Origin of the sequence: Kluyvera sp. Awk 3, from assembly GCF_028069715.1 — a bacterium.
Classification (GTDB): domain Bacteria; phylum Pseudomonadota; class Gammaproteobacteria; order Enterobacterales; family Enterobacteriaceae; genus Kluyvera; species Kluyvera georgiana_A.
In genome coordinates this window covers 1-20,815 of record NZ_JANEWH010000029.1, presented here as the reverse complement: position 1 = coordinate 20,815, position 20,815 = coordinate 1, and the positions used below count along the sequence as shown (strand labels likewise).

Here is a 20,815-nt window from a genome sequence, read left to right as displayed (position 1 = left end):
TACCAGGTACAAATGTCTGCGTGCAACTGCTTTAAAAGTCATCAACTCAGTGGGGTTAACTCGTATAACACCAGCGCATTGCTCTCCAGCGCCTCAACCACCTGCCAGCTTTCCTCCAGCGTTTCTTCGCGCACGCTGAGCGCGGGCCGGGTTGTGTGCGCCAGCCATGTCCAGCTCTCCTCGTCCGGGCCGCTGCTGCTTTCTATCGCCTCCAGCCGCGGGAAAAGCGCGCCATTGTGCTGATCGAACAGGTGGCGTTTGATTTTCCACTTACCGTTCAGCCCCTGAAGCTGCACCGGGTATTGCTGACGAAACCGCTGGATAAAAGCCTCTTCGCTGGACAACCACGGATTAAACACCACCGGGTTGCGCAGCAGCAGTTGGTAGCGACCGCGCTGATGCAGCAGTAGCACGTTTTTATCGTTGACCAACACTTCGCCCTGTAAGCGTCGCCATAGCCACAGCACCCAGTAGATGGGGCGCGTCAGCCCGTGATGGTAGAAGAGCGCCAGGCTGGAGGTATCGAAGGTGCCGTTGCTACGCGCCTCACCCTGCTGGCTGGAGTTGAGCCAGAAGCCGGTGAGTTGTACCTGATCGGCCAGCCCCAGCAGGTTATTCATCAGCAGCGCGCCGCGGAAGAACTCGCCGTTGGTACGCCGGGTTGAGCCGGTTAGCGTGTTCCACGACAGCAGCCAGAGGGGTAACGCGAGCTGGCGCTGGCGTAGAGCGCGCTGGATCTGGCGCACCTTCTGTACCGGGTCGTTTTCGGCGGCGGCCAGTCGGGTGCGGTCGAATGGCTGCTGGTGGAAACGCTCGTTGGCATTGGCCGAGCAGGCGAGAAAATCGGCCTCTCTCAGCAGCGGGGAGGTGAGGATTGCGTCGTCTACGGTATCGTCATCGGTAACGGTAAAGCGGTGGCAGATGCCCAACTGCGAGTCCGGCGACCATTGCCGGATCGCCGCTTTTTGCTGTGCCCAGACCTCGGCGCTCGCCTGTGGCGACCAGTGCCAGACGAACTGCCAGCTTGCCAGCGTTGACGGAGGGAAGTGCTGCGCGGCAAGGCGTAAAAACTGCCGCAGTAGATCGGGACGCGTGGTCAGGCTGGTGTGGAGCAGTACCTGCCATCCCATACGGGCAAGGAAAGTAAAAACCTGCTGTAAATGGTACCAGCAGGCGTAGCCGACCATTTGCGGATCGTCCCAGCCGTCGCTGAACAAACGGCTGCTCAGGAAAGGTTCATGGATATCGATCCCGTGGATAGGTATCTGCGCATGGAGCGTCATCAGCGACTGGCGGACATCTTCACGCAACAAATCATCAAGTTCGCGCAGCGTAATAATGAGCTGGCTATGACGCAGCGGCACGCGACGCGACGGCAGCGTGTCGAGGACAATCCGCCGCGCCTGGAGCGGCTGCTGGAGCGGTGGCGGGCTTTCCCAGTCCTGTTTGCCCGTGTGATTGAGCAGGGCATAGAGCGTCTCGGCGGCCACCGGCAGCGTGCGGTCGGGCGGGTTCTCGCGCGTGCGGTTACGGGCCACCGTGGTCGACTGCTGACGATACTGGCGCGGCGTCATGCCGTGGCGGCGCTTAAACAGATCGCTCATTACGCGCGCGCTGGCAAACCCCTGCTGCTGGGCAATTCGCTGTACCGGTAAAGTGCTTGTCAACAACTGTTCGGCGGCTTTCTCCAGACGCAGCGCGGTGATGTACTGCATAAAACTGACGCCGACTTCTTTGTGAAACAAACGTGAAAGCCAGGCTTCCGACACCCGCTCGCCGCGGGCGATTTCAGCAAGCGACAGGCGCTGGCTGTATTGTGACTCAATCCGCGTCACCACCTGGCGGATACGGTGGCTCCATGTGGACTCATTATTGTGTGATGCGCCCGTTTTGCGTGGCTGCTGAAAATGGGTTGCCAACAGCAGGGCAATTTCGCTGAGCCAGCGGTTTGCCTCCAGCCGGGAGGTGTTTTCAGGGTTGATCACATGGCTAACCAGTAGCTGGCGCATCAGGCTGCGCAGCCGTCCTTCGTGCTCCATCGTGGGGTGTGGAACTTGATAATCAAAGGCAAAAAAATGCGCGTCCAGCCGGGTTAGCCAACTGCTGGCTATCATCAGCGTCATCACCGCATTGGCCTGTTCGCCGCGCAAACGCCAGCGCTGGTTGGGATTGATGATGGCCAGCGCGTTGGTTTGCAGCGTACGCGTGTCGTCGGCACTTTCCAGCACGACCTCGCCATGCAGTAGCCACATCAGCGTTAACGTCTGCTGTTCGTTGTATGCCTGCTGACGAATGTCCTGCACCACCACAGAAAAATCACTGATTTGCTGCGCCACCTTTCCGCCCTCCAGCGAAGACAAAAAATAACGGTCTGTTTTTTGTCATAACTAAACCGTATGAAAAATAGTCATTACATTTTCCGTCAATATAAAACAAAAAAGCGCCTTTTGTGACCGCTCCGACGTCATAAACTCGACGTTATCACTGTGGAGCAATAAAGGGATAACAAAAATGACACATCCTATCGTTGAAGCATTGCAGAGTCAGGAAGCCGAATTTATCGCGCTACGCCACCGCTTCCATCAGCAGCCGGAGATTGGTTTTCAGGAGCACAAAACCAGCGCCGAAGTGGCGAAGCTGCTAAGCAGTTGGGGCTATGAAGTGGACTATGGGCTGGCGGGGACCGGCGTGGTGGGGACGCTTAAAGTGGGTAACGGCGGCAAAACGCTGGGGCTGCGCGCCGACATGGATGCGCTGCCGATGCAGGAGCGCAGCGGCAAAGCGTGGGCCAGCGAAACGGATGGCTGTTTCCACGGCTGCGGACACGACGGTCACACCACTACGCTGCTGTATGCCGCGGAGTACCTGGCGCGCACCCGTCAGTTTAACGGCACATTGCACCTGATATTCCAGCCGGCGGAAGAGTTGTTGTACGGTGGCCGGGTGATGCTGGAAGACGGTCTGTTTAACAAATTCCCCTGCGACCACATTTTTGGTTTACACAATATGCCGGGGCAGAAGCTGGGCAAAATTGGCCTGCGCGACGGTGCGATGATGGCTTCCTCCGACACGTTGCACATCGAAGTGCAGGGCGTGGGCGGCCACGGCGCGGTGCCGGAGCATACCGTCGATGCCACCGTTGTTGCCTGCCATATCACTCTGGCGCTGCAAACCATCGTCTCACGCAATATCAGTCCGTTTGACCCGGTGGTGGTGACCGTTGGCAGCATTCAGGCGGGGCATGCGCCAAATATCATCAACGATAAAGTCCTGATGAAGCTGACGGTGCGTACGCTCAACGAACAGGTCCGTGAAACCGTACTGCAACGTATTCACGACATCGCCGTGGCGCAGGCGGAAAGCTTCAACGCCACCGCCACGCTCACCCACGTCAACGGCAGTCCGGTCCTCAAAAACGATCCCCAGGCAAACCAGATGGTGCGCGATGTGGCGACGTCGCTGTTCGGCGCGGAGTCTATCGGCACGGTGAATCCGTTTATGGGCAGCGAAGACTTCGCGTTTATGCTCGAGCAGAACCCTAACGGCGCCTATTTCACCATCGGCGCGGGCGATGAACCAGACCGCTGCATGGTTCACAACCCGGGCTACGACTTTAACGACAACATCCTGCTGACGGGGGCGGCGCTGTGGTGCGGCCTGACGGAACACTATCTGCGTGGATAAATGACGCGCGCAACATGAGGGCGAGCCATGAGTACCGTGACGTTGAGTGAAACGCAGTATGTCGGCACCGACCGGCTGCTGGCGGGGATTGTGTTGAGCGTATTGACCTTCTGGCTGTTTGCTCAGTCGGTGATTAACGTAGTCCCGGTAGTGAAAAACAGTATCGATATTTCGCTGGAGACGCTCACCCTCGCGGTGAGCCTCAGCGCACTCTTCAGCGGCTGCTTTGTGGTTGCCAGCGGTGGGCTGGCCGACAAATTTGGCCGGGTACGTTTGACGCTGATTGGCCTGGCGTTAAGCATGGTGGGTAGCGCGCTGCTGGTGGTATCTCAGGGGCCGCTGTTGTTCCTGACCGGGCGGGTAATTCAGGGACTGTCTGCTGCCTGCATCATGCCGGCGACATTGGCGCTGATTAAAACGTGGTATGAAGGGCGCGCGCGACAGCGGGCGATCAGCTTCTGGGTGATCGGTTCGTGGGGCGGCAGCGGCCTGTGCTCGTTTGTGGGTGGCGCGATCGCTACTGGCCTGGGTTGGCGCTGGATCTTTGTCTTTTCCATCGCGGCGGCGTTTGCAGCATTTTGGCTGATTCGCGGCACCCCGGAGAGTCGCAGCGCCACCGCGGTGCAGCATAAAATGGATCTCAGCGGCCTGTTGAGCCTCGTGGCGGCGCTGGTGCTGTTCAATCTGTTTATCTCCAAAGGTCACCACTGGGGATGGACCAGCGGCCTGTCGCTGACGATGCTGACAGGCGCTATTGTGGCGATGACCTTTTTTGTGCGCAGCGGAATGCGTAAAAAAGAGGCGGCGCTGATCGATTTCGCGCTGTTTAAAAATCGCGCTTATAGTGCGGCGGTGCTGTCGAACCTGATGTTGAACGGCGCGATTGGCACGATGATGATCACCAGCATCTGGCTCCAGCAGGGGCGGCACCTGAGCCCGTTCCAGACGGGCATGATGACGCTTGGCTATCTGGTGACCGTGCTGCTGATGATTCGGGTGGGGGAGAAACTGCTGCAACGCTACGGCGCAAGGCTGCCAATGATGGGCGGCCCGGCGATTGCGATGACGGGGATTTTCCTGATCTCCTGTACTTTCCTCGACACCTGGACCTATATCGTGACCGTCTTTTTCAGTAACGTCCTGTTTGGCCTGGGGCTGGGCTGCTACGCCACGCCTTCCACCGACACCGCCGTCACCAGCGCGCCGGAAAATAAGGTGGGCGTCGCCTCCGGGATTTACAAAATGGGCAGCTCGCTGGGCGGCGCGTTTGGCCTGGCGATGACGGCATCACTCTACGCGCTGTTTTTACCCTACGGCATGGCAAAAGCGGCACAATACGCGCTGTGGTTTAACTGCATGTTGTGCCTGGGGGCCATTGCGGTTAGCGCGCTGATGCTGCCGCGTCGCCGTAAAAACTGATGCTTCCGGCTTTCTGTCACTGATTTTAAAAACAATTAAGGCTCCATTTGGAGCCTTAATTGTTTTTAAAAAACGAGTGCGCTAACCGTAATTTACGAATTTAACTTTCTTTGTCGGTCCGATGATATCCATCTCTTTTTCGCGATGGCCGAGCGTAGCAAGTTTGCTACCATCAATTGCCGTCCAGAAATCCAGCGATTTTTTGGCGGCGGTCATCGCTTTGTTTTTATCGATTTTCTTATGTTGTTTGGTCATATCGCCTCCTCGCTGGCAAGTTGCCGCTGCCTATAATTTTACACCAATGCTGATTACATAACAAACAGTGCCGGGAGTCAGCATTATTCATCAAAGGTGTTCTCCATAGCCTGAACCTTGCTTTTTATTCGCTGTTTGACGTCCACTACGGTGGAGGACATTCGATTTAACCGGGTAAAGTCTTCGGCAAAGCCATATGAGCGGTAGCGCGGTTTTGCTTCATCTGATGGGTCTTGAATCCCGACATCTTCTATCTCTCTCATGTCACAAAAGGTTGTTGCGTACACGAGAGCGATAGTTAATACGTTGCCCGTCAATACTGTCGTCTGGTCGTTGATGAGGTTTTCTAACATGCAGATAGCAAACTCGTCGCGGCGCGGGTCAAATCTACAAATGATTACAGCATGCAAACCGTCGGGTTCGGCGTGGTCAGAAACTTTTAACGTGATATCTAAAATCCCCTCATCGGCACTTCCGCCATAATGTGCCATTGCCCAAGGCCAGTTCAGTACGCTCGTTTCAATACCATTTTGCAGTCTTCTTTTTTCCGCATCACTTAGCACGCCAACAGAAATCCCGAACCATCCAAAAGACTGTAGAACTTGCCGTGTAACCTCAAGGCTCTGTTCATGTGTTTCCTGAATTGATAATTCGCTCACTCCATTTGCCTTTCTTTGCGATTTACGGGGATAAAATGGTAAGGCAGTTATCGCGAAAGGTTAATGAATACCGTGTGTCTGAAATCAGACAATGGATTAGCCAGGAGTGGTGCTCTCAGAATGAAAGCACCAGACGGTCGTGCAAGTTTACAGCGCGTGTTTTTTTAATAACGCCCGCAGTTGGTGATAGGTTAACCCCAGCAGTTCGGCGGCGTTTTTCTGGTTAAACCGGGCTTGTTGCAGACTCTGCTGCAACAGGTCTTTTTCTTGCTCTAGCTGGAACTGACGTAAGTTCAACGGTAACGCCGGGCCCGTGATTTCCGTTGCGGGTTCGTCGGCGATGGCGGGCTGGCGGCGGAACGGATCGATAATAATGTCATCCAGCGGTTCGTCGATGGAACCGTGGCGATAAACCGAACGCTCGACTACGTTTTTCAGCTCGCGAATATTACCCGGCCAGCGGTAGTGCAGCAGGGTGTCGCGGGCGCGGTCGGTAAAACCAGGAAACAGCGGTAGCTTCAGCTCGCGGCACATCTGAATGGCGAAATGTTCGGCCATCAACATGATGTCGCTCTGGCGTTCGCGCAGCGGCGGTAGTAGCACCACATCAAAGGCCAGCCGGTCGAGCAGGTCGGCGCGGAAAGCGCCTTCTTCCACTAATTGAGGCAGATCGGCATTGGTGGCGCACACCAGGCGGACGTTAACCTGCAGCGGCTGGCTGCCGCCGACGCGCTCCAGCTCGCCGTATTCAATCACCCGCAGCAGCTTTTCCTGCACCAGCATCGGCGCGGTGGCTAGCTCATCAAGAAATAGCGTACCGCCGTCTGCACGTTCAAAGCGACCCGGATGACGTTTTTGCGCGCCGGTAAAGGCCCCGGCTTCGTGGCCGAACAGTTCAGAGTCGAGCAGATTTTCGTTCAATGCCGCGCAGTTGAGCGAGATAAACGGCCCCTGCCAGCAGGAGGAGAGGTAGTGCAGACGGTTGGCGATAAGCTCCTTACCCGTGCCGCGCTCGCCGATAATCAACACCGGCTTATTGAGCGGCGCGAGGCGGGAAACCTGTTCCAGCACTTCAATAAAACGGTTGGCCTCGCCGAGAAGGGTGTCTTTGTAATCTGCCATGATGAAATTCGCCACTTGTTGGTGTAATTCGCCATTTCACTGTAGGCGTTTGCGGCACAAAATTCAATCACATCGTTTATAATCAATAAGATAAAAAGTTGGCACGGAAGTTGTAATAGTCATTACGCAGGGCTAAGCCCGAAACACAGAACTATGAGGATTGAACAATGGGTATTTTTTCTCGTTTTGCCGACATCGTGAACGCCAACATCAACTCGCTGCTGGAAAAAGCGGAAGACCCGCAGAAGCTGGTCCGTTTGATGATCCAGGAAATGGAAGACACGCTGGTGGAAGTGCGCTCCACCTCCGCCCGTGCGCTGGCGGAAAAGAAAGATCTGACTCGCCGCGTCGAACGCGCGCTGGCGCAGCAGGAAGAGTGGCAGGAGAAAGCCGAGCTGGCGCTGCGTAAAGATAAAGAAGATCTGGCACGCGCAGCGCTGATTGAAAAACAGAAGCTGACCGATGTTATCGATACGCTGGAACATGAAGTCACGCTGGTGGATGAAACTCTGGCACGCATGAAGAAAGAGATTGGCGAGCTGGAGAATAAGCTCAGCGAAACTCGCGCCCGTCAGCAGTCTCTCGCGCTGCGTCATCAGGCGGCGAATTCGTCCCGCGATGTGCGCCGTCAGCTGGACAGCGGTAAACTGGATGAAGCGATGGCTCGCTTTGAATCCTTTGAACGCCGCATCGACCATATGGAAGCTGAAGCGGAAAGCCATCGTTTTGGCAAACAACCGTCGCTGGACCAGCAGTTCGCCGAACTGAAGGCCGATGACGAAATCAGCGAGCAGCTAGCCGCGCTGAAAGCCAAAATGAAGCAGGACAACCAATAATGATTCCGGCGGCACCCACCGTGCCGCTGCTCATAATATATAAGGAGTTTCTATGAGCGCGCTTTTCCTCGGCATTCCCCTGACGTTATTTGTCCTGTTTGTATTGCCGATTTGGCTGTGGCTGCACTACAGCAATCGCTCCCGCTCTGGCGAGTTGTCACAGGGCGAGCAGCAGCGGTTGATGCAGTTAACCGATGACGCAAAGCGGATGCGCGAGCGTATTCAGGCGCTGGAAGCCATTCTGGATGCTGAACATCCGAACTGGAGGGACAAATAATGGCGCTGGATTTTAACAAAAAGCTGTGGCGAATCCCGCAGCGGGGCATGGTGAAAGGGGTCTGCGCGGGTATTGCCGAGTACCTCGACGTGCCGGTGAAGCTGATTCGTATTATTACCGTGCTGGCGATGCTGTTTGGACTCTTTTTCTTTGTCGTTGTCGCCTATGTGATTTTAACCTTCGCCCTTGACCCGATGCCGGAAGGGGTGATGAACAACCCGCATCAGCCCTCCAGCCGCGATTTGCTGGATGCGGTGGATGCGGAACTGGCCGCCGGTGAACAGCGGTTACGCGAGATGGAACGCTATGTGACGTCCGATACCTTTACGTTGCGCAGCCGTTTCCGTCAGCTCTGATACAGAGGTGAATAATGAGCAATAAATGGCAGCGGGCAGGGCAGAAGGTGAAACCCGGTTTGAAAATCGTCGGCAAGCTTGCCCTGCTGACCGCACTGCGCTATGGCCCGGCAGGCGTTGCCGGGTGGGCGGTGAAGTCCGTCGCCCGTCGACCACTGAAGATGTTTCTGGCGGTGGCGCTGGAACCGCTGCTGTCGCGCCTCGCTAAACGCTATTTCCCCATGGCAAAATAGCGCTATCGGCGTTGACAGGAGTGTCTGATAAGCAATGAAGCGACTCAAAAATGAATTCAATGCGCTGGTCAACCGTGGCGTTGACCGGCATCTTCGTCTTGCCGTTACCGGCCTGAGCCGTAGCGGCAAGACCGCATTTATCACCGGCCTGGTGAATCAACTGCTGAACGTGCATACCGGCGCGCGGCTGCCGCTGTTGAGCGCGGTGCGCGAAGAACGCCTGCTGGGGGTGAAACGTATACCCCAGCGTGACCTCGGCATTCCCCGCTTTACCTACGATGAAGGGCTGGCTCAGCTGTACGGCCAGCCGCCGTCATGGCCAACGCCGACGCGCGGTGTGAGCGAAATTCGCCTGGCGTTGCGCTATAAATCTCATGACTCGCTGCTGCGCCACTTTAAAGAGACGTCCACGCTGTACCTGGAGATTGTCGATTATCCCGGCGAGTGGCTGCTGGACCTGCCGATGCTCAATCAGGATTACCTGACCTGGTCGCGGCAGATGACGGGGTTGCTGAATGGCCAGCGTGGCGAATGGTCGGCCAAATGGCGCGAGCTGTGCGCCGGGCTGGATCCGCTGGCACCGGCCGATGAAAATCGGCTGGCGGAAATCGCCCAAGCCTGGACCGACTATCTGCACCGTTGCAAACAGGAAGGGCTGCATTTTATTCAGCCGGGGCGCTTTGTGCTGCCCGGCGATATGGCCGGCGCGCCGGCGCTGCAATTTTTCCCGTGGCCGGACGTTGACGGCGTGGGAGAGGCGAAACTGGCGCAGGCCGATAAACACAGCAACGCCGGGATGCTGCGCGAACGCTTTAACTACTATTGCGAAAAGGTCGTGAAAGGCTTCTATAAAGATCACTTCCTGCGTTTTGACCGCCAGATTGTGCTGGTGGACTGCCTGCAGCCGCTGAACAGCGGGCCGCAGGCATTTAACGACATGCGCCTGGCGCTAACGCAACTGATGCACAGTTTCCACTACGGTCAGCGCACGCTGTTCCGCCGCCTGTTCTCGCCGGTGATTGATAAGCTGCTGTTTGCCGCCACCAAGGCGGATCACGTTACCGTCGATCAGCACGGCAACATGGTGTCGCTGCTGCAACAGCTGATTCAGGACGCCTGGCAGAACGCCGCCTTTGAAGGCATCACCATGGACTGTCTGGGGCTGGCGTCAGTACAGGCAACGCAAAGCGGGTTGATTGAGGTGAACGGCGAGAAGATTCCGGCGCTGCGTGGACACCGACTGAGTGACGGTCAGCCGCTGACCGTCTATCCAGGCGAAGTGCCAGCGCGTCTGCCGGGGCAGGCGTTCTGGGATAAACAGGGCTTCCAGTTTGAGGCTTTCCGCCCGCAGACGATGGACGTTGACCAGCCGCTGCCGCATATCCGTCTGGATGCCGCGCTGGAGTTTTTAATTGGAGATAAGCTGCGATGACCGACTCATTTAAACCGCGAATCGATTTTGACGGGCCGCTCGACGACGTCAAGCCGGAACAGTTTAAAACCGCACAGGCGTTTGAGGGGGATGCGGCGGAAAAATTTGCTCCCGTCGCGCTCGATGCTGACGGTGAGCAGGAAGGTCAGGCCGAAGCCACCGTGGAAGCGGCGCTGCGGCCAAAACGTAGCCTGTGGCGCAAAATGGTGACCGCTGGATTGACGCTGTTTGGCGCCAGCGTCGTGGCGCAGGGCGTGCAGTGGACGGTCAACGCCTGGCAAACCCAGGACTGGGCCGCGCTGGGCGGCTGCGTTGCTGGCGCGCTTATCGTGGGTGCGGGTGTCGGTTCGGTCGCCACCGAATGGCGCAGGCTATGGCGGTTACGCCAGCGCGCGCAGGAACGCGATGAAGCGCGGACCTTGATGCACAGCCACGGTGTGGGTAAGGCGCGTGCGTTCTGCGAAGGGTTGGCGCGTCAGGCCGGATTGGAGCAGTCGCATCCGGCGCTTCAACGCTGGTACGCGGCGATCCACGAAACCCAGAGCGATCGCGAGGTGGTGAGCCTCTACGCGCATCTGGTGCAGCCGGTGCTGGATGCTCAGGCGCGTCGTGAAATCAGCCGTTCGGCGGCGGAGTCGACGCTGATGATTGCCGTCAGCCCGCTGGCGCTGGTGGACATGGGCTTTATCGCCTGGCGCAACCTGCGCCTGATCAACCGCATCGCCAACCTGTACGGCATTGAGCTGGGCTACTACAGCCGCCTGCGCCTGTTCCGTCTGGTGCTGATTAATATCGCTTTTGCCGGGGCCAGCGAACTGGTGCGTGAGATTGGCATGGACTGGATGTCGCAGGATCTGGCGGCACGTCTGTCCACGCGTGCGGCGCAGGGCATCGGGGCCGGGCTGTTGACCGCGCGTTTAGGCATCAAGGCGATGGAGCTTTGCCGTCCGCTGCCGTGGATCGATAACGACAAACCGCGTCTTGGCGATTTCCGTCGTGAGCTGGTGGGGCAGTTGAAGACCACGGTGCAGAAAGGCAAGACAGCAGCGACGTCGGATCAATAAGCGAAGATAAATAACCTTATGCCAAAATGGCATAAGGTATATCTATACTTAACTTTACTGAAAGTGACATGCGGCGCTAACTTAGCGGATACCGTCAACTGCATGATCACTCTCAGGAAGTCCGATGACCAGAAAACTGCTGCCGTTATTTGTGCTGACCGCGCTGTCAGCCTCCGCGTATGCCGCCACCCCACCGAACACGCTGGTAGTGGCTCAGGGGCTGGACGATATTGTCAGCCTCGACCCGGCGGAGGCCAACGAGCTCTCCAGCATCCAGACGGTGCCGAGCCTCTATCAGCGTCTGGTGCAGCCAGACCGCAACGATCCAGCAAAAATTACGCCGATTCTGGCGGAAAGCTGGCAGGCCGATGCGGCAGCGAAAACGCTGACCATCAAGCTGAAAAGCGACGCGAAATTTGCTTCCGGCAACCCGCTGCGTCCGGAAGATGTCATCTTCTCTTACACCCGTGCCGTGACGCTGAACAAATCACCGGCATTCATTCTCAACGTCCTCGGCTGGCAGCCGGACAACATCGCCAGCCAGCTGAAGAAAGTGGATGACCATACCCTGCAGCTCAGCTGGACCGCCGACGTCAGCCCGGCGGTGGCGCTGAATATTCTGTCCACGCCGATTGCCTCGATTGTGGATGAGAAGCTGGTGGCCGCCAACGTCAAAGGCAGCGACTTCGGCAACGAGTGGCTGAAAATGCACTCGGCGGGCAGCGGTGCCTTCAAAATGCGCGTCTATCAACCGCATCAGGCGATCGTCCTGGAAGCGAACGAAACCTCGCCGACCGGCGCGCCGAAGCTGAAAAGCGTGATCATCAAAAACGTGCCCGATCCGGCCTCCCGTCGTCTGCTGATTCAGCAGGGCGACGCCGACGTGGCGCGCGATCTGGGAGCTGACCAGATTGACGCTCTGCAGGGCAAACCGGGCCTGCAGGTGCTGAGTATTCCTTCCGCCGAGCAAAACTACCTGGTGTTCAACACCGGCAACAGTACCAACCCGCTGCTGGCCAACCCGGCGTTCTGGGAAGCGGCCCGCTGGCTGGTGGACTATAACGGCATCACTAAAGATCTCCTTAAAGGCCAGTACTTCGTGCATCAGAGCTTCCTGCCGGTCGGTTTCCCGGGCGCGCTGGATAACACGCCGTTCAAATTTGACCCGGCGAAGGCGAAAGAGATTCTGGCTAAAGCGGGCATCAAAGACGCGCACTTTACCCTCGATGTGGAAAATAAACCGCCGTTTATCACCATCGCGCAGTCGATGCAGGCGAGCTTTGCGCAGGGCGGGGTGAAGGTCGAGCTGTTGCCTGCCGCCGGCAGCCAGGTTTACGCTCGGGTGCGGGCGAAACAGCATCAGGCGGCGATTCGCCTGTGGATCCCGGATTACTTCGATGCTCACTCTAACGCCAGCGCCTTCGCCTATAACGATGGTAAGTCCAGCACCGTGGCCGGGTTGAACAGTTGGAAAATCCCTGAACTGAACAAAGCGATGCTGGCGGCGGTGGCCGAGCCGGATGCCGCGAAACGCCTCGACCTGTACAAAAAAATGCAGGAAGAGCTCCAGCGTCATTCGCCGTACGTCTTTATCGATCAGGGAAAAACTCAGATTGTGGTTCGCGATAACGTGAAAGGCTATCAGCAGGGGCTTAACGCCGATATGGTCTGGTACGACCGCGTCACTAAGTAACGCCATCGCTTCAGCGGCCCGACGACCTGACTCGTCGGGCCGCTGCCGTTCGTTTTATCGTTGATATACGGAATACTCATGCCCGCCGCTTTACCGAATCCCACCGCGCAAGGCACCCGGCGTTTACTGTCGGCGCTATTGCAAAGCCTGCTCACGTTGGCGCTCACCCTGCTGGGGCTGCTGCTGGTCACTTTCGCGCTCTCTGCGCTCTCTCCGGTCGACCGGGTGCTGCAAATTGTTGGCGATCACGCCAGTCAATCGACCTACGATCAGGTGCGTCACCAGCTTGGTCTTGACCGCTCACTGCCCGTACAGTTCTGGCACTATCTTGTCAATCTGGCCCATGGCGATCTCGGCACCGCCAGCGCGACCGGGCAGCCGGTGCTGCACGATCTGCTGGCAGCGTTTCTGGCAACGCTGGAACTGGCGACGCTGGCGCTGATTATCGGCGCGGTTTTCGGCGTGATCGCCGGGGTACTCTGCGCCCGCTATGCCGGTTCACCGTGGGATTTCGCCGTGCGCACGCTCACGCTGCTGGGCAACTCGGTGCCGATTTTCTGGCTTGGGCTGCTGATGCTGGCGCTGTTTTACGCGAAGCTACAGTGGAGCCCTGGCCCCGGTAGGCTGGACGATATTTATCAGTTCACCATCGAGCCGAAAACCGGTTTCGCGCTGATTGATACCTGGCTTTCCGGCGACAAAGAGGCGTTTCGCAACGCCTTCAGCCATCTGGTGCTGCCGGTGCTGCTGCTGGCCTACTATTCGCTCGCGAGTATCACGCGCCTCACGCGTTCCGCCTGCCTGAGCGAGATGAACAAAGAGTACATTCTGCTGGCGCGCGCGAAGGGCTCCGGGGAGATGAGCATTCTGCTTCGCCACGTGCTGCCGAACATCCGCGGTACGCTGCTGACGGTGATTGCGCTGGCCTATACCTCAATGCTGGAAGGCGCCGTGCTGACCGAGACGGTGTTCTCCTGGCCGGGCATTGGCCGCTATCTGACGACGGCGCTGTTTGCTGGCGATACGGCGGCGATTATGGGAGGAACGCTGCTGATCGGCGTTTGTTTTGTGTTGATTAATAACCTCACCGATGTTCTGGTGCGGCTAACCGACCCGAGGGTTCGCTGATGCCAGCTTCGCTATTTTTACGCCGTCTGTTGCGTTCCCCTGCGGCCTTCTGCGGGCTGATGGTTATCGCTTTACTGCTGCTGATTGCGCTTTTCGCGCCGTGGCTCGCGCCAATGGATCCGAACTGGCAGGACGCCGCGATGCGCCTGCAAATGCCTTCGGCCGAGCATTGGCTGGGCACCGACAGCTACGGGCGCGACCTGCTCTCAAGGCTGATTTACGGCACCCGTCCGGCGCTGGGGCTGGTTGCGCTGGTGACGGTAATTACGCTGCCGGTAGGGCTGCTGATAGGGATTCTTTCCGGCTATTACGGCGGCTGGCTGGAGCGCATTCTGATGCGCTTTACCGACGTGGTGATGTCGATGCCGCGGTTGATTCTGGCCTTTGCCTTTGTGGCGATGCTTGGCCCCGGGCTGGTCAACGGCGCATTGGCGCTGGCGCTAACTACCTGGCCCGCCTACGCGCGTCAGGCACGCAGCGAGATTCAGCGCCTGCGGCACAGCGATTATCTGGCCGCCGCTGAGATGATGGGCATTCGTGGTCTGCGGTTGCTGGTGGGCCATATTCTGCCGCTGTGTCTGCCATCGGCGATCGTGCGGCTGGCGCTGGATCTGGCGGGGATCATTCTGGCCGCCGCCGGGCTCGGTTTCCTCGGCCTGGGTGCGCGTCCGCCGATGGCGGAGTGGGGCGCGATGATAGCCGACGGCATGCAGGTGATATTTGACCAGTGGTGGATTGCCGCTGCGCCAGGGGCCGCGATTCTGATCGCCAGCCTGGCGTTTAACCTGCTGGGTGATGGTTTACGTGACGTACTGGAGCCGCAACATGACTGAGCCACGACTCTCCGTAGAAGGGCTGAATATTGATTATCCCGGCGCACGGGTCGTCAACCAGATGCGCTTTACCCTCGGCAACGAGCGGCTGGCGCTGGTGGGAGAATCCGGCTCCGGCAAATCGATGACCGCACGTGCGCTGATGGGGCTGGTGCGCAAACCCGGCATCGTTAGCGCTAAGCGTCTCAACGTGTTGGGGCGCGATGTGCTGTCGCTGGACGCTAAAGGCTGGCGCGCACTGCGCGGTAACGATATTGCGATGGTGTTGCAGGATCCTCGCTACGCGCTGAATCCGGTGAAAACGGTTTATGCACAGCTGGAAGAAGCGTTAACGCTGCATCAGAGACTGAGCCGCCGTGAACGACAGGAGAAAATTGAAGCCGCGGTGCTGGCGATGGGGCTGGACGTACGCGTGCTGAGCCGCTATCCGGGCGAACTGTCCGGCGGCATGGGGCAGCGGGTGATGATCGCCATTGCGTTGATCAACGACCCGCAGGTACTGATTGCCGATGAACCGACCTCGGCGCTGGACGCGCGGTTGCGTAACCAGATCCTTGAGCTGCTGGTGACCCAGTGCGAGCAGCGGCATATGGCGATGTTGCTGATTAGCCACGATCTTCCGCTGGTGGCCCAGCACTGCGATCGGGTGCTGGTGATGTATCAGGGCAACGGCGTTGATGAGATGGCGGCCCGCGAGCTGCCACAGGCGACGCATCCTTATACCCGCACGCTATGGACCTGTCGCCCGAACGCGCAAACTTACGGGCAGATGCTGCCGACGCTGGACCGCACGCAGAATTTTACGGAGGCAGCACATGGCGATCGTTAATCTTGAGGCGCTACAGGTGACCTTTGGTGAAAAAACGGCGGTGTCTGCCGCCAGTTTTCACGTCGATGAGGGAGAGACCTTTAGCCTGATTGGTGAATCAGGCTGCGGCAAATCGACGATTTTACGCGTCATTGCCGGGCTTCAGCGCGAGTGGCGCGGTAACGTCGCGCTGTTTGGTCAGCGCATTACGCCGGGATCACGTTTCCAGGGAGAACGACGCCGTAACGTGCAGATGGTTTTCCAGGATCCGTACGCGTCGTTGCACCCGAACCATACGCTGTGGCGCACGCTGGCCGAACCGCTGAAAATTCACGGCGAAACGGATATTGCAGCACGGGTGCAGACGGCGCTGGAGCAGGTGGGTTTGCCCGCAGATGCCGCCAGCCGCTATCCTCATCAGCTTTCCGGCGGCCAGCGCCAGCGCGTGGCTATTGCCCGAGCGCTGCTGGTGCGGCCCAAAATTATGCTGCTCGATGAACCTACGTCGGCGCTGGATATGTCGGTGCAGGCAGAGATCCTCAATTTGCTCAATCGCCTAAAGCTGGAACACAGCATGACCTATCTGCTGGTGAGCCACGATGCGGATGTGATTGCACACATGTCCGACCGTGCGGCGTTTATGGCCGGCGGGGTGATTCAGCGCTTCTTTGATCGTACGGCGCTGGAGCGCGGCGAACACCGGATGGGGTAACGCTTTCCCCCAGGCGCAATTGGCCCCTTCTACCCGAAGGGGCGCTGTCTCTTATACACAAATCCCTGATGATAGTGAGCAGCCAGAGGGATATGTTTTGGGATTTATCACTCCGTTGCGCTCCTTATTCTGCTCTCGCCATATAAATTGCACGGGCGCAGGGCGCGCGCAAGGGGCGGCCAGTCGCCGCCGCCCCCTGCACCCCCGGGCTCTGGCGGCAAAATCGCCGCTACGCGGTTCCCTCAGCTTATCCCTTACGGCTTTCGGGTCGGGCGCGAGGTAACATCCCTGTAAAGCCGCGCCCTCAGCCCACATCCCTGTGGGCTGCCCCGGCCTTCAGGGAACGCTTCGGCGATTTAGACGCCACCAACACCAGTGCGGTCTTTTAGTTAACAGCAAAAACCAGAGCTACTGAAACCGATGAGTCCCCGCTGGAAATCGGCGAGCCGGAGAATGGAAGACAAGGTCAGGACGCCATGGATGGCGGACTGAGGCGAACCGAGACAGGATGTCGAGTTTCGCCGTGCCACAGGCTGGAGTTCGTAGGTGAGCGCAGTGCGAAGCACCGATTTCCCTGCGGGGCCGCGGGGATTGTCAAGGGGGGCGCGGCCGCCCCCCTTGGCCCGTTCACCGGTGAAAAGATCTCATGTTCCGCCTGACGTAAAGTGAACGGAACCCTTCACCTTACTGACAGATATTAGGCCTGTCCCACGAATTTGTGTATAAGAGACAGGAAGGGGCGAGGGGACCGTTGGGTACGGTTTATTAATTGAACGCATAACTTTACGGCGCAACGGCTATTTTTCCGCCATACTGTCAATAATTGTTGACAGTCATCTTCACGCCAGCGAATAAGTGTCTTATGATTCATACGTCTTTGGCTTATAAGGGTGAACCCCCACATGCGTCTTGAAGTCTTTTGTGAAGACCGTCTCGGTCTGACACGTGAACTGCTCGATTTATTGGTACTGCGCGGTATTGACCTGCGCGGTATCGATATCGACCCTGTTGGCCGAATCTACCTGAATTTCGCGGAGCTGGATTTCGCCAGCTTCAGCAGCCTGATGGCGGAGATCCGCCGTATTGCTGGCGTCACCGACGTCCGCACCGTGCCGTGGATGCCCTCAGAGCGTGAACATCTGGCGTTGAGCGCGCTGCTGGAAGCGATGCCGGAGCCGGTGCTCTCGTTGGACACGCGCAGCAAAATTGAACGCGCTAACCCGGCAAGCTGCCAGCTGTTTGGTCTTAGCCAGGAGCGCATGCGCAACCATAACGTGGCGCAACTGATTAGCGGCTTCAACTTCCAGCGCTGGCTGGAGAGCGATACGGTGGAGTCACATGCTGAACATGTGGTGATCCACGGGCAAAACTTCCTGCTGGAGGCCACGCCGGTGTATCTCAACGGTGAGAATGACGCGCGTATTCTGGCCGGTGCGGTAGTGATGCTCCGCTCTACGCTACGCATGGGCCGTCAGCTGCAAACCATGACCACGCAGGACGTCAGCGCGTTCAGTCAGATTGTCGCCGTAAGCCCGCGGATGCGTCAGGTGGTGGATCAGGCGCGCAAGCTGGCGCTGCTCACCGCGCCGCTGCTGATCGTCGGCGAAACCGGCACCGGCAAAGACCTGCTGGCGCATGCCTGCCATCTGGCCAGCCCGCGTGCGGCGAAGCCGTATCTGGCGCTGAACTGCGGCTCCATTCCGGAAGACGCGGTGGAAAGCGAGCTGTTTGGCGACGCTGCCGACGGCAAAAAAGGGTTCTTTGAGCAGGCCAACGGTGGGTCGGTGCTGCTGGATGAAATTGGTGAAATGTCGCCGCGTATGCAGACCAAACTGCTGCGCTTCCTTAACGACGGCACTTTCCGCCGCGTTGGTGAAGATCACGAAGTACACGTTGACGTGCGCGTTATCTGCGCGACGCAGAAAAATCTGGTGGAGCTGGTGCAAAAAGGGCTGTTCCGTGAAGATCTCTACTACCGCCTTAACGTGCTGACCCTCAACTTGCCGCCGCTGCGCGATCGTCCGCAGGACATCATGCCGCTGACCGAACTGTTTGTCGCGCGCTTTGCCGATGAACAAGGGATTTCGCGGCCGAAGCTGTCTACCGACCTTAACACCGTGCTGACCCGTTACGGCTGGCCGGGTAACGTTCGCCAACTGAAGAATGCGGTCTACCGTGCGCTGACCCAACTGGAAGGCTACGAGCTGCGTCCGCAGGACGTGCTGCTGCCGGACCATGACGTTTCAAGCGCCGCGGTCGGCGAAGAGGCGATGGAAGGTTCGCTGGACGATATTACCCGCCGCTTTGAACGCTCGGTGCTGACTCAGCTTTACCGCAGCTATCCAAGTACCCGTAAACTCGCCAAGCGTCTGGGCGTATCGCACACGGCGATTGCGAACAAATTGCGGGAATATGGCCTGAGCAATAAGAAGGGCGAAGAGTAACACTTTTCCCACACTGACCCGGCAGCGCCGTGCTGTCGGTCAGAGAAGTGGGGGAGCAATCGGGATTTACGGAGTATGCCTGGTTTATCACCAGTTTTCGAAAATATATGGCAAAAACCCCCCTCCAGTACCGCAAATCATATAGTCTAAGAGGCTGAGGGATAAGAAATTGTCCTGACCACGCTGTGGTCAGGACAACGGTATTACGCTTTCAGTGCTGCCAGTGCAGCATCGTAATCCGGCTCGTTGGTGATTTCGTTCACCAGCTCGCTGTATACGACGTTGTCGTTTTCATCAATCACCACCACGGCACGTGCCGCCAGGCCTTTCAGCGCGCCATCGGCAATGCCGACGCCATAGGTCTGCAGGAATTCCGGCGCACGCAGGGTGGACAGGGTGACGACGTTGCTCAGGCCTTCCGCGCCGCAGAAGCGTGACTGGGCGAACGGCAGGTCAGCGGATACGCACAGCACCACGGTGTTAGCCAGTTCACCCGCTAACTGGTTGAATTTACGCACAGATGCCGCGCAAACGCCGGTATCGATGCTCGGGAAAATGTTAAGAACTTTACGTTTGCCAGCGAACTGGCCGAGGGTGACGTCCGACAGATCTTTTGCCACCAGCGTAAACGGTTGAGCTTTATCGCCCGCCTGTGGGATAGAACCTTGAACAGCAACGGGATTGCCCTGGAAATGTACGGTTTGCGGCATGATTATCTTCCTGTTTACATATAGTTAACGTCGACCCTAGTGTATGACAACAGGCGTTAACACGGCAAACCCTATTTGTGCCTGAATGAAAGGAGCCAAGATGAGAAAGCTGCGAGTGTTCGAAGAGGCCTGGCCGCTGCATACGCCGTTTGTCATTGCGCGCGGTAGCCGCAGCGAAGCAAAGGTCGTGGTGGTCGAGCTTGAGCAAGATGGCGTAAAAGGCGTTGGCGAGTGCACGCCGTATCCGCGCTACGGCGAGAGCATCGCTTCGGTGATGGCGCAGATTATGGCAATCGGCGAGCAGCTCGAGCACGGCATCACGCGCGAGCAGCTCAATCATTTGCTGCCGGCAGGGGCCGCACGTAATGCGGTGGACTGCGCGTTATGGAGTCTGGAAACTGCGCTTAATGGAAGTGACGTTGTCACACAATTGGGCGTTATCTTGCCAGCGACGGTCACGACGGCGCAAACGGTCGTCATCGGCACGCCGGAACAGATGGCAGCCAGTGCGCGGGCGCTGTTTGCAAGCGGTGCCCGGTTGCTAAAGGTGAAACTCGATAACCACTTTATTTGCGAGCGGATGGTGGCGATTCGCGAAGCGGCGCCGGAGGCCACGCTGATTGTTGACGCCAACGAATCCTGGCACAGCGACGGACTGGCCGCGCGCTGCCAACTGTTGGCCGATCTTAACGTGGCGATGCTGGAGCAGCCGCTCCCGGTTGGTGAGGATGAGGCACTGGATAACTTTATCCACCCGTTGCCGATCTGCGCTGATGAGAGCTGCCATACCCGCGAAGACCTGCCGGTGCTGCGCGGGCGCTATGACATGGTCAATATCAAGCTGGATAAAACCGGCGGCCTTACCGAGGCGCTGGCGCTGGCCGCGGAGGCCAAAGCGCAAGGCTTCGCGCTGATGCTCGGCTGCATGCTGTGCACCTCGCGCGCTATCGCCGCCGCGCTGCCGTTGGCGCCGCTGGTGCGCTTTGCCGACCTCGACGGTCCGACGTGGCTGGCCGCCGACGCGCAGCCGGCCTTACGTTTTACCTGCGGTGAGCTTCATTTGTGATCCCTTTCGGCAATAAACCGCATCCCTAATCACAAAATATCCGCCAAACCCGTGCATGATGCGCGGGTTTTTATTGTTTAAGAA

The 20,815-nt window shown here is 58.2% G+C and carries 20 protein-coding genes; 15 read left to right on the top strand and 5 right to left on the bottom strand.

What is annotated here, in order from left to right; all coding sequences use genetic code 11:
* Window positions 1-41 precede the first annotated feature (41 nt).
* Window positions 42-2,336, bottom strand: a complete 2,295-nt coding sequence (locus NNN71_RS08610) for a helix-turn-helix domain-containing protein (protein WP_271458321.1) — start codon at window positions 2,334-2,336, stop codon at window positions 42-44.
* Window positions 2,337-2,511: 175 nt separating this feature from the next.
* On the opposite strand from NNN71_RS08610, the gene NNN71_RS08605 reads away from it, so the two are divergent.
* Window positions 2,512-3,684, top strand: coding sequence for a M20 aminoacylase family protein (locus NNN71_RS08605; RefSeq protein ID WP_167576032.1), 1,173 nt, complete (start codon window positions 2,512-2,514; stop codon window positions 3,682-3,684).
* A 27-nt stretch (window positions 3,685-3,711) separates the two neighbouring features.
* Entirely contained in the window at window positions 3,712-5,103 is a 1,392-nt protein-coding gene (locus tag NNN71_RS08600) for an MFS transporter (protein ID WP_271458320.1), read from the top strand.
* An 81-nt stretch (window positions 5,104-5,184) separates the two neighbouring features.
* Here NNN71_RS08600 and NNN71_RS08595 read toward each other — a convergent pair whose 3' ends face one another.
* The 3 genes from NNN71_RS08595 to pspF all read right to left on the bottom strand — a co-directional run bounded on the left by NNN71_RS08595 (window position 5,185) and on the right by pspF (window position 7,139).
* Window positions 5,185-5,358 carry a hypothetical protein gene (locus NNN71_RS08595; RefSeq protein ID WP_164092385.1) on the bottom strand — a complete coding sequence of 58 codons (174 nt, stop codon included), beginning with the start codon at window positions 5,356-5,358 and terminating at the stop codon, window positions 5,185-5,187.
* 83 nt (window positions 5,359-5,441) lie between these two features.
* Entirely contained in the window at window positions 5,442-6,017 is a 576-nt protein-coding gene (locus NNN71_RS08590) for a hypothetical protein (protein WP_167576030.1), read from the bottom strand.
* A gap of 147 nt (window positions 6,018-6,164) precedes the next feature.
* On the bottom strand, window positions 6,165-7,139 hold the full coding sequence (pspF, locus tag NNN71_RS08585) for a phage shock protein operon transcriptional activator (RefSeq protein WP_271458319.1): 975 nt from the start codon (window positions 7,137-7,139) through the stop codon (window positions 6,165-6,167).
* Window positions 7,140-7,306: 167 nt separating this feature from the next.
* On the opposite strand from pspF, the gene pspA reads away from it, so the two are divergent.
* From pspA to tyrR, 12 genes are all read left to right on the top strand, one after another.
* A complete protein-coding gene (gene pspA, locus NNN71_RS08580; protein ID WP_163447367.1) occupies window positions 7,307-7,975 on the top strand; it encodes a phage shock protein PspA in 669 nt (222 codons plus the stop codon).
* A gap of 52 nt (window positions 7,976-8,027) precedes the next feature.
* A complete protein-coding gene (gene pspB, locus NNN71_RS08575) occupies window positions 8,028-8,252 on the top strand; it encodes an envelope stress response membrane protein PspB (protein ID WP_035894063.1) in 225 nt (74 codons plus the stop codon).
* Window positions 8,249-8,608: an envelope stress response membrane protein PspC gene (pspC, locus tag NNN71_RS08570; RefSeq protein WP_163447468.1), complete on the top strand. Its 360-nt coding sequence runs from the start codon at window positions 8,249-8,251 to the stop codon at window positions 8,606-8,608. The genes pspB and pspC overlap by 4 nt, the downstream gene beginning before the upstream one ends.
* A 14-nt stretch (window positions 8,609-8,622) precedes the next feature.
* The gene (pspD, locus tag NNN71_RS08565) at window positions 8,623-8,841 is read left to right on the top strand and encodes a phage shock protein PspD (RefSeq protein WP_064545936.1); all 219 of its coding nucleotides are present in this window, start codon (window positions 8,623-8,625) and stop codon (window positions 8,839-8,841) included.
* Window positions 8,842-8,875: 34 nt separating this feature from the next.
* On the top strand, window positions 8,876-10,273 hold the full coding sequence (locus tag NNN71_RS08560; protein ID WP_163447369.1) for a YcjX family protein: 1,398 nt from the start codon (window positions 8,876-8,878) through the stop codon (window positions 10,271-10,273).
* Window positions 10,270-11,337: a YcjF family protein gene (locus NNN71_RS08555; RefSeq protein WP_271458318.1), complete on the top strand. Its 1,068-nt coding sequence runs from the start codon at window positions 10,270-10,272 to the stop codon at window positions 11,335-11,337. Before NNN71_RS08560 ends, NNN71_RS08555 begins: the two co-directional genes overlap by 4 nt.
* 124 nt (window positions 11,338-11,461) lie before the next feature.
* Entirely contained in the window at window positions 11,462-13,030 is a 1,569-nt protein-coding gene (locus NNN71_RS08550) for an ABC transporter substrate-binding protein (RefSeq protein ID WP_271458317.1), read from the top strand.
* A 78-nt stretch (window positions 13,031-13,108) separates the two neighbouring features.
* Window positions 13,109-14,158 (top strand): ABC transporter permease, encoded by a 1,050-nt coding sequence (locus tag NNN71_RS08545; RefSeq protein WP_271458316.1) that lies wholly within the window; start codon window positions 13,109-13,111, stop codon window positions 14,156-14,158.
* Complete coding sequence (locus NNN71_RS08540) at window positions 14,158-14,991, top strand: ABC transporter permease (RefSeq protein ID WP_271458315.1); 834 nt, start codon at window positions 14,158-14,160, stop codon at window positions 14,989-14,991. The genes NNN71_RS08545 and NNN71_RS08540 overlap by 1 nt, the downstream gene beginning before the upstream one ends.
* The gene (locus NNN71_RS08535; protein ID WP_271458314.1) at window positions 14,984-15,820 is read left to right on the top strand and encodes an ABC transporter ATP-binding protein; all 837 of its coding nucleotides are present in this window, start codon (window positions 14,984-14,986) and stop codon (window positions 15,818-15,820) included. Before NNN71_RS08540 ends, NNN71_RS08535 begins: the two co-directional genes overlap by 8 nt.
* Entirely contained in the window at window positions 15,807-16,511 is a 705-nt protein-coding gene (locus tag NNN71_RS08530; RefSeq protein WP_271458313.1) for an ABC transporter ATP-binding protein, read from the top strand. Before NNN71_RS08535 ends, NNN71_RS08530 begins: the two co-directional genes overlap by 14 nt.
* A 902-nt stretch (window positions 16,512-17,413) precedes the next feature.
* Window positions 17,414-18,955, top strand: a complete 1,542-nt coding sequence (gene tyrR / locus NNN71_RS08525) for a transcriptional regulator TyrR (protein WP_064545901.1) — start codon at window positions 17,414-17,416, stop codon at window positions 18,953-18,955.
* 203 nt (window positions 18,956-19,158) lie between these two features.
* Here tyrR and tpx read toward each other — a convergent pair whose 3' ends face one another.
* Window positions 19,159-19,665 carry a thiol peroxidase gene (tpx, locus tag NNN71_RS08515; protein WP_271458312.1) on the bottom strand — a complete coding sequence of 169 codons (507 nt, stop codon included), beginning with the start codon at window positions 19,663-19,665 and terminating at the stop codon, window positions 19,159-19,161.
* A 100-nt stretch (window positions 19,666-19,765) separates the two neighbouring features.
* Here tpx and ycjG point away from each other — a divergent pair, with 100 nt between their 5' ends.
* Window positions 19,766-20,731 (top strand): L-Ala-D/L-Glu epimerase, encoded by a 966-nt coding sequence (ycjG, locus tag NNN71_RS08510; protein ID WP_271458311.1) that lies wholly within the window; start codon window positions 19,766-19,768, stop codon window positions 20,729-20,731.
* Window positions 20,732-20,815 lie beyond the last annotated feature (84 nt).

What these genes read in the sequence shown, in the direction of transcription:
- pspF (WP_271458319.1), bottom strand. Translation starts at nt 7,139, where the DNA reads ATGGCAGATTACAAAGACACCCTTCTCGGCGAGGCCAACCGTTTTATT.
- NNN71_RS08600 (WP_271458320.1), top strand. Translation starts at nt 3,712, where the DNA reads ATGAGTACCGTGACGTTGAGTGAAACGCAGTATGTCGGCACCGACCGG.
- pspB (WP_035894063.1), top strand. Translation starts at nt 8,028, where the DNA reads ATGAGCGCGCTTTTCCTCGGCATTCCCCTGACGTTATTTGTCCTGTTT.
- tpx (WP_271458312.1), bottom strand. Translation starts at nt 19,665, where the DNA reads ATGCCGCAAACCGTACATTTCCAGGGCAATCCCGTTGCTGTTCAAGGT.
- NNN71_RS08545 (WP_271458316.1), top strand. Translation starts at nt 13,109, where the DNA reads ATGCCCGCCGCTTTACCGAATCCCACCGCGCAAGGCACCCGGCGTTTA.
- ycjG (WP_271458311.1), top strand. Translation starts at nt 19,766, where the DNA reads ATGAGAAAGCTGCGAGTGTTCGAAGAGGCCTGGCCGCTGCATACGCCG.
- NNN71_RS08560 (WP_163447369.1), top strand. Translation starts at nt 8,876, where the DNA reads ATGAAGCGACTCAAAAATGAATTCAATGCGCTGGTCAACCGTGGCGTT.
- NNN71_RS08530 (WP_271458313.1), top strand. Translation starts at nt 15,807, where the DNA reads ATGGCGATCGTTAATCTTGAGGCGCTACAGGTGACCTTTGGTGAAAAA.
- pspA (WP_163447367.1), top strand. Translation starts at nt 7,307, where the DNA reads ATGGGTATTTTTTCTCGTTTTGCCGACATCGTGAACGCCAACATCAAC.
- NNN71_RS08550 (WP_271458317.1), top strand. Translation starts at nt 11,462, where the DNA reads ATGACCAGAAAACTGCTGCCGTTATTTGTGCTGACCGCGCTGTCAGCC.
- NNN71_RS08555 (WP_271458318.1), top strand. Translation starts at nt 10,270, where the DNA reads ATGACCGACTCATTTAAACCGCGAATCGATTTTGACGGGCCGCTCGAC.
- pspD (WP_064545936.1), top strand. Translation starts at nt 8,623, where the DNA reads ATGAGCAATAAATGGCAGCGGGCAGGGCAGAAGGTGAAACCCGGTTTG.
- NNN71_RS08540 (WP_271458315.1), top strand. Translation starts at nt 14,158, where the DNA reads ATGCCAGCTTCGCTATTTTTACGCCGTCTGTTGCGTTCCCCTGCGGCC.
- NNN71_RS08605 (WP_167576032.1), top strand. Translation starts at nt 2,512, where the DNA reads ATGACACATCCTATCGTTGAAGCATTGCAGAGTCAGGAAGCCGAATTT.
- NNN71_RS08535 (WP_271458314.1), top strand. Translation starts at nt 14,984, where the DNA reads ATGACTGAGCCACGACTCTCCGTAGAAGGGCTGAATATTGATTATCCC.
- NNN71_RS08595 (WP_164092385.1), bottom strand. Translation starts at nt 5,358, where the DNA reads ATGACCAAACAACATAAGAAAATCGATAAAAACAAAGCGATGACCGCC.
- tyrR (WP_064545901.1), top strand. Translation starts at nt 17,414, where the DNA reads ATGCGTCTTGAAGTCTTTTGTGAAGACCGTCTCGGTCTGACACGTGAA.